The 16,146-nt window shown below is 39.4% G+C and carries 14 protein-coding genes and 1 other annotated feature; all 14 genes read left to right on the forward strand.

What is annotated here, in order from left to right:
* Positions 1-111 precede the first annotated feature (111 nt).
* Entirely contained in the window at positions 112-2,286 is a 2,175-nt protein-coding gene (locus BM390_RS02305; RefSeq protein ID WP_062319108.1) for an HD family phosphohydrolase, read from the forward strand.
* A gap of 5 nt (positions 2,287-2,291) precedes the next feature.
* The gene (ybeY, locus tag BM390_RS02310) at positions 2,292-2,762 is read left to right on the forward strand and encodes an rRNA maturation RNase YbeY (protein WP_062319110.1); all 471 of its coding nucleotides are present in this window, start codon (positions 2,292-2,294) and stop codon (positions 2,760-2,762) included.
* Complete coding sequence (locus tag BM390_RS02315) at positions 2,737-3,117, forward strand: diacylglycerol kinase family protein (RefSeq protein ID WP_089852827.1); 381 nt, start codon at positions 2,737-2,739, stop codon at positions 3,115-3,117. Before ybeY ends, BM390_RS02315 begins: the two co-directional genes overlap by 26 nt.
* A gap of 23 nt (positions 3,118-3,140) precedes the next feature.
* Positions 3,141-4,049: a GTPase Era gene (gene era / locus BM390_RS02320; protein ID WP_062319112.1), complete on the forward strand. Its 909-nt coding sequence runs from the start codon at positions 3,141-3,143 to the stop codon at positions 4,047-4,049.
* 29 nt (positions 4,050-4,078) lie between these two features.
* Complete coding sequence (gene recO, locus BM390_RS02325; RefSeq protein WP_062319115.1) at positions 4,079-4,822, forward strand: DNA repair protein RecO; 744 nt, start codon at positions 4,079-4,081, stop codon at positions 4,820-4,822.
* A gap of 48 nt (positions 4,823-4,870) precedes the next feature.
* Positions 4,871-5,045: a binding site (T-box leader), on the forward strand.
* A 110-nt stretch (positions 5,046-5,155) separates the two neighbouring features.
* Positions 5,156-6,046, forward strand: coding sequence for a glycine--tRNA ligase subunit alpha (glyQ, locus tag BM390_RS02330; protein ID WP_062319117.1), 891 nt, complete (start codon positions 5,156-5,158; stop codon positions 6,044-6,046).
* Positions 6,033-8,120 carry a glycine--tRNA ligase subunit beta gene (gene glyS / locus BM390_RS02335; protein WP_062319119.1) on the forward strand — a complete coding sequence of 696 codons (2,088 nt, stop codon included), beginning with the start codon at positions 6,033-6,035 and terminating at the stop codon, positions 8,118-8,120. Before glyQ ends, glyS begins: the two co-directional genes overlap by 14 nt.
* Positions 8,121-8,138: 18 nt before the next feature.
* Positions 8,139-8,945: a pyruvate, water dikinase regulatory protein gene (locus BM390_RS02340; RefSeq protein ID WP_062319121.1), complete on the forward strand. Its 807-nt coding sequence runs from the start codon at positions 8,139-8,141 to the stop codon at positions 8,943-8,945.
* Positions 8,946-9,291: 346 nt separating this feature from the next.
* Positions 9,292-11,100, forward strand: coding sequence for a DNA primase (gene dnaG, locus BM390_RS02345; protein WP_089852828.1), 1,809 nt, complete (start codon positions 9,292-9,294; stop codon positions 11,098-11,100).
* Positions 11,101-11,129: 29 nt separating this feature from the next.
* A complete protein-coding gene (rpoD, locus tag BM390_RS02350; RefSeq protein ID WP_062319124.1) occupies positions 11,130-12,245 on the forward strand; it encodes an RNA polymerase sigma factor RpoD in 1,116 nt (371 codons plus the stop codon).
* Between the two features lie 103 nt (positions 12,246-12,348).
* A complete protein-coding gene (locus BM390_RS02355) occupies positions 12,349-12,915 on the forward strand; it encodes a hypothetical protein (protein WP_062319126.1) in 567 nt (188 codons plus the stop codon).
* A gap of 16 nt (positions 12,916-12,931) precedes the next feature.
* A complete protein-coding gene (locus BM390_RS02360) occupies positions 12,932-13,630 on the forward strand; it encodes a tRNA (adenine(22)-N(1))-methyltransferase (RefSeq protein ID WP_089852829.1) in 699 nt (232 codons plus the stop codon).
* Positions 13,623-14,744 carry a Nif3-like dinuclear metal center hexameric protein gene (locus tag BM390_RS02365; protein WP_062319128.1) on the forward strand — a complete coding sequence of 374 codons (1,122 nt, stop codon included), beginning with the start codon at positions 13,623-13,625 and terminating at the stop codon, positions 14,742-14,744. Before BM390_RS02360 ends, BM390_RS02365 begins: the two co-directional genes overlap by 8 nt.
* Before the next feature lie 83 nt (positions 14,745-14,827).
* Positions 14,828-16,141: a DEAD/DEAH box helicase gene (locus BM390_RS02370; protein WP_062319130.1), complete on the forward strand. Its 1,314-nt coding sequence runs from the start codon at positions 14,828-14,830 to the stop codon at positions 16,139-16,141.
* The last annotated feature ends 5 nt before the right edge of the window (positions 16,142-16,146 follow it).

Here is a 16,146-nt window from a genome sequence, read left to right on the forward strand (position 1 = left end):
AAGAGACCGTCATTTCATCGTGAGGGTCTTTTTCTCTGCTAATTTACCAACCAAAAAAAGTCGATGTGTGGTAAAATGTAGTTAATGTCACAAGCTAAAGGAGTTTTGTGCGTGAAAATTTGGTTAGAACGATTGGTCAAGTCGTATCAACATATCATCATTTGGGTCACCCTCGCTTTCATCGCGGTGGGCTTGTTTCTATTACTTGTCTCAAATGTTTTTACAGAAACGTACGAAATAGAACGATTTAGTCAAGCGAAAGAAACCATCCGCTCACCGATCACCATTGAGGATACAAAAGAAACCGAACGGTTACAACGTGAAGCCGTGCAAGCGGTTGGTGATCGATACGAGGTGCTACACAGCATTACATCGGAGCAATTGGCTTTAATTGAAGATGTTTTTGAAGCGATTGACGTCGTAAATGAACCTATAACGATAGAAGACGAAAGAGCAGATGACGCTAATAATGAGGAAACAGACACGAGTGATAATCAAGAAACAACTGAAACAGTAGAAGTTGAGCGAACCTTACCTGAGAAACTACAGCTATTAAAAGAAATGCTAGGAGAAGATGTTTATCAAGCGTTACCTGAATCCGAATGGCAAACATTAATGAACATGTCAGCGGCGCAAAAAAATAGTAGTTATACTCTGCTTGTCAGTACGTTAAATGAAGCTTTTAATGAGGGGATTACGCGTGATGAGTTAGCTGCTAAGCGAGAGGGACTTGATGACCGGTTAAAATACGCTATGTTACCGGAAGAAATCATTATGACCTTAAGTACACTCGGTCAGGAAATATTAGTAGAAAATTCGTTTTTCTCGATTGAAAAAACGATGGAAGCCGAACAACAAGCACTAAATAATGTGGAGCCTCAGATGATTAGAGCAGGAGAAGTTATTGTCAGAGAAGGCCAAACAATCTCTAATGATATATATGAGACGCTCTCGTTAGTGGGCTTACTAGACCAAGGACGTAATTTTTATCCGCTTATTGGGCTCGCCTTTTTTGTCGCGTTACTAGTGAGTGTTTTAGGTTATGGCTTTTACTTTGATATTGATTTAACGAAAGATGGCGGAAAGCATGCGTTAGCTTTACTCATTTTAACGTTAGTGCCATTAATCATGATGAAATTTATGAGTTTAATCGAGGTCGAGGCGACCTCGCTCTATTTACTTATGCCAATTGCCTCTGTCAGCATGCTTATTCGTTTGTTGTTTAAAGAAAAGCTGGCGATTTTATATGCGCTGTTTTTCAGTTTATCCGCAACCGTTCTGTTTAATCAATCGATTCCAGGGGCACTGAACTTACAGGCAGGTGTGTATTTGTTATTTTCACAACTCGCGACGATTTTTGTATTGCGAAAAGTGACGGAAAGGTTTACGATTTTAAAAGTTGTACTGGCTAACAGTTTGGTGAATAGTGTTGTTATTTTGAGCTTTTTGTTTATTGCTTATGAAAGCTACTCTTGGACGTTTATCATGTTACAAGTTGGCTTTGGCATTATTCAAGCAATGGTCTCAGGTATTGTTGTGGTCGGTACTTTACCGTTCTTTGAATCCATTTTAAGCATTTTATCCGATACTAAACTCATTCGTTTAGCTAATCCAAACCATCCGTTATTGAAAAAAATCTTAACGGAAGCACCGGGGACATATCATCATAGCTTAATGGTCGCTAATTTAAGTGAAGCGGCGTGTGAAGCGATTGGTGCGAATGGTTTATTTGCTCGCGTGGCAAGCTACTTTCATGACATCGGTAAAACAGCGCACCCGCATTATTTTATTGAAAATCAGATGGGGATTCAGAATCCGCATGATTTCTTAACTCCGATTCAAAGTGCCACGATTATTCTATCGCATACACTTGACGGTGCTAGGATTTTAAAAGCGAATAAATTCCCGCAAGAAATTATTGACGTGGCTAAGCAGCACCACGGAACAACACTCGTTAAGTATTTTTACTATCAAGCAAAAGAAACGTTACCAGATGTGGAAGAAAGTAAATTCCGCTATCCTGGCCCGAAGCCGCAAACGAAAGAAAATGCTGTCATCTCGATTTGTGATTCAGTCGAGGCGGCGGTGCGTTCGATGAAAGAACCGACGAAAGAAAAAATCGATCACTTAATTCAATCGATTATCAATGACCGCATGCAAGATGGTCAATTTGATGACTGTCACTTAACTTTTTTAGACCTTAGAAAAATCAGTTACACATTATCTGAGACGTTAAACGGTATTTATCATTCTCGAATTGAATATCCAGACGAAAAGAAAGGATGACTCCTATGTTAATAGACTATCTAGACGATACAAACGTGGTATTAGGCGAACACATGCAGCTCGTTGATGAATTGCTTCACTATGCAGCGCAAGAAGAAAAAGTATCCGACCTAGCCGAATTATCAGTCACATTTGTTGATGATGCTCGGATTCAAGAACTCAATCGTGATTTCCGGGATAAAGATCAACCGACCGATGTGATTTCATTTGCATTACTTGAGGAAACAGACGATGGTTATCCTGTCGAACCGTTACCCGGCATGCCAGTAGTACTTGGTGATATCATTATTTCCATTGATCGGACAAAAGAACAAGCAGAGCTTTACGAACATAGCTTTGAGCGAGAACTTGGCTTTTTAGCTTTACATGGTTTTTTACATTTACTTGGTTATGATCATATAGAACCCGAAGATGAACAAGTGATGAATAATAGACAAGAGGAGCTTCTCAATGGCTTCGGATTATCAAGAAATTAAACAAAAAACAATCGGGCTAAAATATGCCATTAACGGCTTAGTTTTTGCATTTAAAAATGAAATCAATATGCGGGTACATGTCTTACTAACAGTAATCGTTATTATATTAGGTTTTGTTTTTCAAGTGAGTTTTACCGAATGGGTGCTGTTATTTTTGACTTTCGGATTAGTTCTATCTTCGGAAGTATTTAATACAGCCGTTGAAATGTTATTGGATTATTTAGCGCCTGAGTGGCATCCAAAAGTAGGCATCATCAAAGATTTAACAGCGGGTGGCGTTTTAGTAGCGAGCAGTATTGCGCTCGTAATCGGTTCTATTATTTTTATCCCTAAATTGCTCGCTGTATTTTTCTAACAACAACAGATGGAGGAACATATATGACAAATCAAGCATTTAAATCAGGTTTTATCACGATCATTGGGCGACCAAACGTTGGAAAATCAACTTTTCTAAATCGCGTTATTGGACAAAAAATTGCGATTATGAGTGATAAAGCCCAAACGACAAGAAATACCATTCAAGGTGTCCTCACGACAGACGACGCTCAACTCGTGTTCATTGACACACCGGGTATTCACAAACCAAAGCACCGGTTAGGTGACTTTATGGTCAAGCTTGCTGAAAATACCTTAAACGAAGTCGATGCGGTGATGTTTATGATTAATGCAGAAGAAGGGTTCGGTCGAGGGGACCAGTATATTATTGACCGCTTAGCCTCTGTGAAAAAGCCCGTTTACTTAATCATTAATAAAATTGATCGCATTCACCCGGATAATCTGTTTACTTTGATTACGGAATACAAAGATAAATATGATTTCAAAGAAATTATCCCGATTTCTGCCTTAGAAGGCAATAATGTGGATCACTTATTAGAAGTCTTAACAGACCAACTGCCAGAGGGACCGCAATATTATCCGAAAGATCAAGTGACTGATCACCCGGAACGCTTTATTATTAGTGAGTTGATTCGCGAAAAAGTCCTGCATCATACCCGTGAAGAAGTACCACATTCCATTGCAGTTGTTGTTGAGAAAATCGAGAAAAATCCTGATGAAAAAGTCCTTGTTCAAGCAACGATTATTGTCGAACGTTCGACTCAAAAAGGAATCGTCATCGGAAAACAAGGGACGATGCTAAAAAAAATTGGTCATCAAGCACGCCGTGATATCGAGCGTTTACTCGGTAACAAAGTGTATTTAGAACTATGGGTGAAGGTGAAGAAAGACTGGCGTAATCAAGAACGTTACTTAAGTGAATTCGGATTTGATCCAGAAAATTATCGTTAAGGTAAATTTAAGGGTAGAGGACGGTTTTCATGTTTGAAAAAACAGAAGCAATTGTTATTCGTACATTTGATTACAAAGAAACACATAAAATTGTCACCTTGTTGACGAAGCGATTCGGTAAAATAGCGGTCATTGCTCAAGGAGCGAAAAAACCGAAAAGTAGAAATGGTGCCATTTCTCAAATGTTTATTCAAGGTGATTTTTTATTAAGAGTAGGCAAAGGTCTTGGTACGCTCCAACAAGGTGATGTGATTCATTCATTTCGCAAAGTGAGAGAAGACCTATTCAAAACAGCCTATGCGAGTTACATGGCAGAACTTACCTATCGTGTTGTAGATGAAGGTACGCCTTTACCCTTTATCTATGACCAATTGCTTAAGACGCTTACAGCAATTGAACAAGATAAAGACCCAGAAGTCGTAACGATGATGTATGAGATGAAACTTTACCCGCTCTTAGGAATTAAACCTATGTTAGATCATTGTCAGTCGTGCGGGACAACCGACAACTTAACTCACTTTTCGATTGGTGATGGTGGTGCGCTGTGTCAGTCGTGTGGCAAGCGAGATACGTATAGTTTGGCGTTAAATCCACAAGTGATTAAACTGATGCGACTCTTTTTAGAAGTGGACGTGAACCGAGTTGAGAATATTTCGGTTAAACCTGAAAATAAACAGCTATTAAATTATGTGTTAAAAGAGTACTTCGAACATCATTCAGGTGTCTTCTTAAAATCACGTCGGTTTTTAGATCAGTTGGATGCGTTAAAGTAGCACTTGACAAAAGCGCGTTGTTTCATTAAGATTTTAACTAGAATATGATTACTAGCGATGAAAGAGAAGAGTAAAATAAGGGAACGATTGACTAGCGAATTTGGGATAGTGAAAGCCAAATAATTGTCCTTATTTGAAGGCGCTCGTGAGCTATTGTTTTAAAAAAAGTGACTAAAGCTTGCTTTAGTAAATAGGGTGGAACCGCGGAAATCCCGTCCCTATGTTTCGATCATTGATTGAAGCATAGGGACGGGATTTTTAATGTGGTAGTTAAATAAGCGTACGACAATAACCATGTAAGAAATGAAGGGTTTAAAAAAGGAGGACAATGGTATGCATATTCAAGATATGATTTTAACATTACAAAAGCATTGGTCAGATGAAGGCTGTATTTTAATGCAAGCCTATGACACAGAAAAAGGGGCCGGGACGATGTCACCGATGACTTTACTAAGAAGTTTAGGTCCAGAGCCTTGGAATGTGGCGTATGTAGAACCGTCACGTCGACCAGCCGATGGTCGTTACGGTGATAACCCGAATCGATTGTATCAACACCATCAATTCCAGGTGATTATGAAGCCATCACCAGATAATATTCAAGAGTTATACTTAGATTCACTGAAAAAATTAGGTATTAATCCATTAGAACATGATATTCGTTTTGTCGAAGATAACTGGGAAAATCCAACGCTTGGTGCGGCAGGACTTGGCTGGGAAGTATGGTTAGACGGGATGGAAATTACACAATTTACGTATTTCCAACAAATTGGTGGTCTGGAAGCCAAACCTGTCGCGGTTGAGATTACTTATGGAATGGAACGTTTAGCTTCATATATCCAAGATAAAGAAAATGTGTTTGATTTAACGTGGACGGAAGGTGTCACGGTGCGTGATATTTTCTATCAACCAGAATTTGAACATTCAACTTATACATTTGAAGCGTCAGATACAGACTTGTTGTTTAAATTGTTTAATCAATATGAACAAGAAGCTAAGCGGGCGATGGAACAATCGCTTGTCTTCCCAGCATATGATTATGTTTTAAAATGTTCACATACCTTCAACTTACTTGATGCGCGTGGGGTCATTTCAGTCACTGAGCGAACAGGTTATATCGGACGCGTACGTAACTTAGCGCGAGAAATCGCGAAATTATATGTAGAAAAACGTGAAGCTTTAGGTTTCCCAATGTTAAAAGAGGAGGGCTCTCATGACAACAAGTAATGTCTTATTCGAAATTGGTTTAGAAGAAATGCCGGCCCGTTTCTTGACGGACACAGAAAAGCAATTATCTGAAAAAACAGCGGCTTGGTTAGACGAGTCACGGTTAGCTTATGAAAAAATGGACACATTTATTACCCCGAGACGTTTTGCGGTCCTTATTCATAACCTTGAATCAAAACAGCCTGATCTCCATGAAGAAGTAAGAGGTCCGAAATTACAAATTGCAAAAGACCAAGCAGGCGACTGGTCAAAAGCCGCGATAGGTTTTTGTAAAGGTCAAGGCAAAACGGTTGAGGATATCGTTGTGAAAACAGTCGATGGCCATGAGTATATTTTTGTTGAAAAATATACTGAAGGACAACTTGCAACCGCCATCTTACCAGATTTTAAAGACGTTGTTTTATCGCTTAACTTCCCTAAAAATATGCGATGGGGCGATCGTTCTTTACGGTTTATTCGCCCTATCAAATGGATACTTGCCTTAAATGATACCGACGTCATTCCGTTTGAGATTGAAGAGGTTGTGTCAAGTAATGACACGCGTGGCCACCGCTTCCTCGGTCACACTATCACAATAAGTGACGCTTTATCTTACCAAGCGGCCTTAAAAGATGAGTATGTCATCGCAAGTACAACTGAAAGACAGGCGATGATTGTTGAACAAATCAAAGCGCTTGAAACTGCACAAGATTTTGTTGTGCCAATAGATGAGGACTTGTTAGAAGAAGTCACGCACCTCGTGGAATATCCAACCGTGTTCTACGGAGAGTTTAGTAAAGACTTCCTAGACGTCCCTGAAGAGGCCTTGATTACATCAATGAAAGAGCACCAACGTTACTTCCCGGTTAGACAAACAGATCACACGTTATTACCGTACTTTATAGCGGTGCGAAACGGTAACGATGATCATATCGATACCGTGAAACGCGGAAATGAAAAAGTATTGAATGCGCGTCTTAAAGATGCCGTGTTCTTCTATGAAGAAGATCAAAAACAATCGATTGAAGCGAATAATGACAAGCTAACACGGATGGTCTTCCAAGAAAAACTCGGTACCTTACATGACAAAGTCGAACGTGTAACAGCCATCAGTCAAAGTGTGGCGATTGCGCTACAATTTGACCAAGCAGTCGTAAAAGATGTTCACCGTGCGGCTCACATTAGTAAGTTTGACTTAGTCACCCAAATGGTCAATGAGTTTACCAACTTACAAGGTGTCATGGGCGAAAAGTATGCACGCCTTAAAGGAGAAAGTGAAGCTGTCAGTGTTGCTTTAAACGAGCAATATATGCCGCGACATGCACATGACGCTTTACCGGTATCAACCGTCGGTCAAATTTTAAGTGTGGCTGATAAGATGGATACGATCGTGGGTTGTATTGCCGTTGGCTTAATGCCAACAGGCTCACAAGACCCTTATGCCTTGCGTCGACAAGCGATGGGGGTGGTTCAAATTTTAGAACGCTTTGGTTGGTCTCTATCATTTGAAGATTTACTCGACCTCATCGTGAGTCACTATGAAACAACAGCGATTGCCGTGAATGATTATGACGTGGTGAAACATAATGTGACGGACTTCTTCCGTGCTCGTGTAAGCTATATTGCTAAAGAACGCGGTGTGGAACGTGATATCATAGAAGCTGTCACAAGTTTAGGGCTGGGTCAGTTACATCAACTCTTCATTAAAGCTAATCTACTAGAAGATAGCCGTAAAGATGAAGCGTTTAAAGAAACGGAAGAAGCGCTCGTACGCTCATTAAATTTAGCAAAGAAAGCAACAACAACTGAGGTTGAGGCACATCTATTTGATAATGAATCAGAAACAGCTTTATATCAGACACTCCTTGAAGTGCGAGCCTCATTTGAAGCTCGGATCAAAGAAGAAGCTTACAAAGAGGCGTTAGAAGAACTTGAGGCACTGACACCGGCAATCAATCGTTTCTTTGACGAGACGATGGTGATGGTTGATAATGACAAAGTAAAAAACAATCGCCTTGCCTTGCTTAACCAAGTTAAACAACTCGTCGACCAGCTAGGTGATTTCACACAGATTGAATGGAAACAACAATTTTAAAAAGCTTGAGGTGGTAACATGGTTAAACCTGTGATTTATTTAGTATCAGATTCACTCGGTGAAACAGCTGAAAAAGTTATCAAATCAGCGCTGTTGCAATTTGGTGATCATCATGAATATGAATTAGTCAGAGAACCATACGTTGATGGAACAGAGAAAATCAATCATGTGCTCATGACTGTCGCAAGAGATAGGGCGATTGTTGGTTACACATTAGTTGACCCGGACTTGCGTGAATATATCAGTGAACGTTCCCAAGAACTTGATATTGAAGCCATCGATATTCTAGGGCCAATGCTTGATGCGATGGAGCGGATGTTTAGGAAAAAGCCGCGAGTAAAACCTGGTCTCAGTCATCAATTAGACGAAGCGTATTTTAAGCGAATTGAAGCGATTGAATTTGCGGTCAAGTATGACGATGGGCGAGACCCGAGAGGGATTGAAAAAGCAGATATTGTCCTGATAGGTATTTCAAGAACGTCAAAAACGCCTTTAAGTCAATATTTAGCACTGAAAAGTTTTAAAGTGGCGAATGTCCCTATCGTACCTGAAGTCGACCCGCCGAAACAACTGTTTGACGTGGACCCAAGTAAATGTATTGGACTTAAAATTAATTCAGAGAAATTAAATGATATAAGAAAAGAACGCTTAAAAGCCCTCGGTTTAAAACCGAATGCGAACTACGCAACAACGACGCGTATCGAACAAGAACTCGAGTATTTTGAGCGTCTCGTTGAAAGGATTCAGTGTCCTGTGATTGATGTTTCGTATAAAGCAGTCGAAGAAACAGCTAATATTATTTTACAGTTACAGATGTTGAGGTAACATAGTAGCAACCTTTTTGTTGATGGTGAACATTGGCAAAAAGGTTTTTGCTATTTAGCAATATATGTTTTGATGTTTTCGTTTATTTATACTATAATTAATATTTGCGTAAAAAACTTGTCTATTTTTGATTTTTTTTGTTTTGAAGGCAGGATTTTTTAACTTATATAAAGAATAAGTCATAAAAGAAATGTATTTGATAATGGAATACAGCTGAAAGACGTTTAATGCGTGAGTATTTAAGGTAAAGTAATACTATCATGAGGTGGGATTATTTTTTTCTTCTAGATGTCGAATCTTGAAGGAATTTTTGATTTCATCTAGAAATTAAGTGTTGGTGATATCAATGGCAGGTCAAATTCCTGAACAATTAATTGAAGAGGTACGAAAAGCGAATGACATTGTGGATGTTGTTGGTGAACATGTGTCTCTTAAAAAGAAAGGTCGAAATTATTTTGGTCTTTGTCCTTTTCATGGTGAAAACACTCCGTCATTTTCTGTGACGCAAGAAAAACAAATTTTTCATTGTTTTGGTTGTGGAAAAGGTGGAAATGTCTTTAATTTCTTAATGGAACTCGAGGGATTCAGTTTTTATCAGGCAGTTGAATACTTGGCCAATAAAAGTGGGATGGCGTTACCTGAGTCTGTCTCAAGTCAACACACCCAACAAAACAATCGAATGGACCAAGAAAGTTTAAATGCTTATGAATTTCTGACGATGTTTTATCATCATTCATTAGTACACGCCAACGGCGCAGAAGAAGCTAAGCAATACTTGACGGCGCGTGGATTAACAGAAGAGACAATGAAAAAATTTAATGTCGGTTTTGCTCCATATAAGAGCGATGTCACAACAACGTTACTTGAGAAGAAATCCTTTCATCTCAATCATTTAGCCCACACGGGTGTGCTTTCACAAACAGAAGACGGTAAGGTCTTAGATCGTTTTAGAGGACGCGTTGTCTTTCCGATTAGAAACCATTTAGGAAAAACCGTTGGTTTTGGCGGACGCACGATAAGTAATGAAGAACCGAAGTATTTAAATAGTCCAGAATCGAAGCTGTTTCAAAAAGGGCGCTTATTATATAATTTTGATCAAGCCCGTAGTGAGATGAAAAAGTTAAATCAAGCCATTTTATTTGAAGGTTATATGGATGTCATTACAGCTGATCAGTATGGTATTACTCACGGTGTGGCATCATTAGGTACCGCACTCACCGATCACCAAGCGCAATTACTGAAACGTTATGTTGATGAAGTCATTGTTTGTTATGATGGTGATCATGCTGGAATTGAAGCGGCTTTTAAAGCGGCTGAACGCTTAAAAAAAGCGGGACTTGAATCGCGTATTGCGTCGATACCTGATGGCGATGATCCCGATGATTATTTAAAGGCCTATGGAAAAGAAGCTTTTGAGCGTAAAATACTCGAACAAAGCGCCACATATATGAGTTTTGTTTTAACGTATTTAAAACGTCAGTATGATACGTCCATTGAAGCGAGTCGCATGCAGTATATTGATGAAGCCATTCGATACATTGCGACACTCGCTAAGCCTATTGAAAGAGATCATTACGCCAGAGAACTAGCGAATGAATATAATCTTTCTGTCGATACTATCATGGGAGAAGTGGCGTTAAATAGGCAACAAATTGCGCCAGAACAGAAACCACGGATTCAAAAGCAGACGGCAAGAAAAAAACAACAACGGTTATATCCCGCTTATTATAATGCTGAGAGAAAACTCATCAGTTATATGTTGTACGATGCAACGATTGCCGAACGTATGAAGCACCGTTTAGGTGCCTCGTTTAATGTTGATGTTCATAAGGTGATTGTGACACATCTTTACGCTTATTATGAGGCTGGTCACCCGGCAGATGTTAGTCAATTCGTTGAACGGATTGAGGACTCAGAAATGAAAAATTTGATCATTGAACTGGCAATGCAGTCACTCTCACCTGAGGTGACAGAAGAGGAAATCAATGATTATGTTTATATGATTCAAAGTGAACAAGGAGATAAAGCACTCATCAAGGAGCTGTTTTATCAACAAAAACAAGCAGAGATTGACAAGGACTATACGAAGGCCGCTCAAGTCGGTATGGAAATTGTTAAGCTTAAAAAACGTTTAAAAGAGCCATTACGTGAGTAGGATAAAGTTAGTTGGAGGGGGATGCTGTTATGGCAGATAAGAAGTCGAAACAAAATGAACCAGAAATTACATTGGACCAAGCCAAGGAGTTAATCACACAAATCGGGAAGAAAACAGGGGTCATTGCTTACGATGATGTTGCTGAGAGGTTAGCAATGTTCGAACTGGATTCAGACCAGATGGATGAATTCTATGAACAACTTCAAGACCAAGGGATTGATGTGATTGCTGATTCAGATAAAGACCCAGATGAAAAAGATATTAAAAAAGAAGAAGAGGAATTCGATCTGAATGATTTAAGTGTGCCGATTGGGATTAAAATCAATGATCCTGTTCGTATGTACTTAAAAGAAATAGGTCGTGTTAACCTACTTTCAGCTCAGGAAGAGGTTAGTCTTGCTGAACGCATTGAACAAGGTGATGAGGAAGCAAAACAACGTTTAGCTGAAGCCAACTTAAGACTAGTGGTGAGTATTGCGAAGCGTTATGTCGGTCGTGGGATGTTATTCTTAGACTTGATTCAAGAAGGTAATATGGGTCTTATTAAAGCGGTGGAAAAATTCGATCACCGTAAAGGGTTTAAGTTTAGTACGTACGCCACGTGGTGGATTCGTCAAGCCATCACACGTGCGATTGCTGACCAGGCTCGTACGATTCGTATCCCCGTGCACATGGTTGAAACAATCAATAAGCTCATTCGCATTCAGCGCCAACTCCTACAAGATTTTGGTCGTGAACCCACACCTGAAGAAATTGGCGAAGAAATGGATTTAACACCTGAAAAGGTAAGAGAAATCTTAAAGATTGCCCAGGAACCTGTATCGTTAGAAACCCCAATTGGTGAAGAAGATGACTCTCACTTAGGTGATTTTATTGAAGACCAAGAAGCAACATCACCTTCTGATCATGCGGCTTATGAATTATTAAAGGAACAGTTAGAAGATGTGTTAGATACGCTTACTGATCGTGAAGAAAATGTCTTGCGTTTACGCTTTGGTTTAGATGATGGTCGCACACGTACGCTTGAGGAAGTGGGGAAAGTTTTTGGTGTTACCCGAGAACGGATTAGACAGATTGAAGCAAAAGCTTTACGCAAATTACGTCACCCGTCACGTAGTAAGCGTCTGAAAGATTTCTTAGAATAAGTCGTGATTGGTATAGTCAATCCAGTCTCAATTGAGATTCAATTGATACTCGATTGACTTTTTTTACATAAAAATAATCTAGTGGCGTCAATGAGGTGATTGAATGGACCAACAACGAAAAGCAACGATTATACATGAAATAAAATACTGGAAAGATAATCATTTATTGCCCTCGCATTATTGTGACTTTTTATTGGCACTGTATACAGAGGGAACAGGAGCAACGGACGATGCACTCGATGACTTATTACCAAAGGATGCATCATCAGGAGATAGTGCGCTGTCAATGTTAATACCACATTTATTTAGTTTATTGATGATTTCTATCGTGCCACTTGTGTTAAGTGTGCTGTTGTTGATGGACTTTTCTATCGCCATTGAAATAACAATCATACTTGGTGGCATCATCGTTGTCTCAATATTTTATATGTTAAGTCAACATGTAAAAGTATTCAAAGTGAACTATAGTCGTGCATTGTATTTTATTAGTCTTGTTTTAGCAGGGTTATATGTCAGTGGATTATTGACCAATCCTTTTCTTTATCGGAGTATCATGCTTGTTTTCATGATCGTTGTTGGCGTCAGTTTGGGGTTAGTTAAAAAAGATCGCTGGCTACTTCTCATCAGTGGTCTCATGTTTGTTTTAGGTGTGATTGGGTTAGTTATATAGGTGAGGATGTGAAAAGATGGAGACAATGAAGTTATCAAATCGGTTAAAGCAAGCGAGTCAATATGTCAGTACAGGCGCTTTTTTTGCGGATATTGGCAGTGATCACGCCTATTTACCGATTTACGTCTGTCAAAAAGACGCATCAGCAAAAGGAATTGCTGGAGAGTTGAATCAAGGGCCGTTTGAGGCGGCGGTGTCACACGTGAAAGGGTATCAATTATCCGATCGCATTGATGTTAGAAAAGGTGATGGTTTGACGGTGATAAATGAAGAACCTATAGATACCGTAGTCATTTGCGGGATGGGCGGCGGTTTAATCCGCTCTATTTTGTCAGAGGGTTTACAATACTTATCACATGTTGAGCGGTTAATTTTACAACCGAACGTCGACAGTCATTATTTACGTGAATGGTTAGTGATAAATGATTTTCAGATCGTTGCTGAAGATATTCTAAAAGAAGATGGCCACATTTATGAGATCATTGTAGCGGATAAAGCTTCCGAGGCTGTTTCGTTATCACCAAAAGATGTCTTTTTCGGGCCATTTTTACGACGAGAGTCATCAGACGTTTTTAAAGAGAAATGGCAACGCGAGTATGATAATGTCGTTCGTGTCATCAATAATATGTCTCTAGCAAAACAAATCAATGAAGAGAAGTTAGCACTTTTTAATGAGAGAAAACAGTGGATCAGCGAGGTGTTAAGCGATGAATAAGGCTGTATACATCAAAGACTTTTTACAAGCGTTTGAAGCTGTTGTGCCCGAACGGTTAGCGTATGATTGGGATGCGGTTGGTTTACAAATTGGAGATATCAATACCCCGCTTACAGGTGTTTTAACGACGTTAGATGTAACAGAGAGTGTCATCGATGAAGCCATTGAACAAGGTGTGAATCTTATCATTAGCCATCACCCTATCATGTTTAAACCGATGAAAAAAATCGATTTCTCGACGATGAAAGGACGCATCATCAAGAAATGTCTATTGAACGATCTAACGATTTTCTCGGCTCACACGAATTACGATCGTGTTAATGGCGGGATGAATGACCGTTTAGCTGATCGGTTAGGGTTGATTAATAGAGAGGTGCTCGTTGAAGAAGATAGCTCGACACTTATTAAACTACAAGTGTTTGTACCAAATACGCATAAGCAAATGGTTGATCAAGCTTTGATAAATATGGGTATTGGCACGATGGGAGACTATGAAGCTTGCGTGTATGAAATGACAGGTACAGGGCGTTTTCAACCAACAGAGAAAGCTAACCCCTTTATTGGCACGAGTGGGGCACGTGAAGCAGTAGAAGAAATAAAACTTGAGTATGTGATTACGCGAGAACAAGTATCCGTTGCATTAGCGACGATTCATAGCACGCATCCTTATGAGACACCTGCTTTTGATCTTATTCCACTACTTAATACAGGTAAAGTATTCGGTCTTGGTCGTGTAGGTGATTTAACGGAGTCCTTACCTTTTGACCAATTTGTTGAACGTGTCAAATCAATCTTTGGTTTACAAGGCGTGAGAGTGGCCGGGTCAAAAGATCAAGTGATTAAGCGGGTGGCTATCTTAGGGGGAAGTGGTGAAAAGTTTGTGATGGATGCGCTGAAGAAAAAAGCAGATGTCTATATCACGGGTGATATGACCTTCCATCCAACGCAAGATGCGGAAGCTCTTGGTTTAAATATTATTGATGCCGGGCATTATTTAGAAAGTGTGATGAAAGAGGACTTTAAACAGATAAGTCAGTCTATTTTCACAAAAAAAGAATGGGATTATCCGATTGTGGCCTCAAAAGGCCATACGAACCCATTTCGGTATAAATAGAAGGTTGTACAATAGGCATAGATGCGAATCTAGGTTATACTAAACGTATAGTTTGGACGTTGTTTTAAAAAAAGGAGACCATTATGGAAAAACATTTATTTAAAGAGTATGCATTAAACAGTTGGATTCACGAGGTTGTAGATGGCCTAGGATTTAAAGAACCAACACCGATTCAGCAAAAAGTTATACCAGCCATGTTGCGCGGAGAAAGTGTTATTGGCCAATCGCATACAGGTTCAGGAAAAACCCATGCGTTTTTATTTCCTTTATTCAATCAAATAGAGGTAGATAAGCGGGAAGTACAATTTGTTGTGACCTCACCAACTCGTGAGTTAGCAACTCAAATTCATGAAGAAGTCAAGCGCATCATCGCATTATCACCACATAAAGAGGTGATTCAATCAAAATTGTTTATCGGTGGAACGGATAAAAAGCGTTCGATTGAAAAATTAAAAGAACAACCGCATATTATTGTGGCGACGCCAGGTCGCTTGCTTGATTTAATTAATGAAGGCGCGATTGATTTGTATTCAGCAAAGAGCTTTGTCGTTGATGAAGCGGATTTAATGTTAGATCTCGGCTTAATTAATGAAATTGATCAAATGTTAACCAAAGCGAATCAAAAGATTCAGTTGGCGGTATTTTCTGCGACGATACCAGAACGCCTTCATCCGTTCTTAAAGAAATATTTACAAAATCCGACGCACGTGCACATTAAAGATCACTTTGCGCCTGAAAAAATTGAACATCAATTAATTCCACTAAGACACCGGGAATTAGCGAGTGTGATTCATGATATCACGAAAGTGATTAACCCTTATTTAGCTATCATTTTTACAAACAATAAAGATGAGGCGAATAAATTACACAAAGGTCTTTTAGATAAAGGCATTAATGTAGGTATCATCCATGGTGGCTTGCCATCACGGGAAAGAAAACGCGTGTTAAAGGATATTCAAGCATTAAAATATCAATACATCGTAGCGACCGATTTAGCTGCACGTGGGATTGATATTAAAGGTGTGAGCCATGTCATTAATGCTCAACTTCCTAAGGAAGAAGAATTTTATATTCACCGTATTGGTCGAACGGCTCGTGCCGGTATGGAAGGGACAGCTATCAATATTTATCATGAGGACGATGTGCCATTACTGCAAAAACTAACGTCACGTAAAATTGACTTCACGACCTATGACATTATCAAAGGTGAATGGCGTGAAATTAAACCATGGGATGAGCGTCAGCGCCGGAAGAAAGACGGGCATGACACTGATCGTGAAGCTTGGTTAAAGGTGAGAAAACCTGATAAAGTCAAACCAGGTTACAAAAAGAAAATGAAACGTCAACAACAACGGATTAAACAACAATTAAATCGCAGTAAAAATAAACGAGGGTGAGTAGA

The organism is Halolactibacillus miurensis, assembly GCF_900116255.1.
In the GTDB taxonomy this organism is placed as follows: Bacteria; Bacillota; Bacilli; order Bacillales; family Amphibacillaceae; genus Halolactibacillus; species Halolactibacillus miurensis.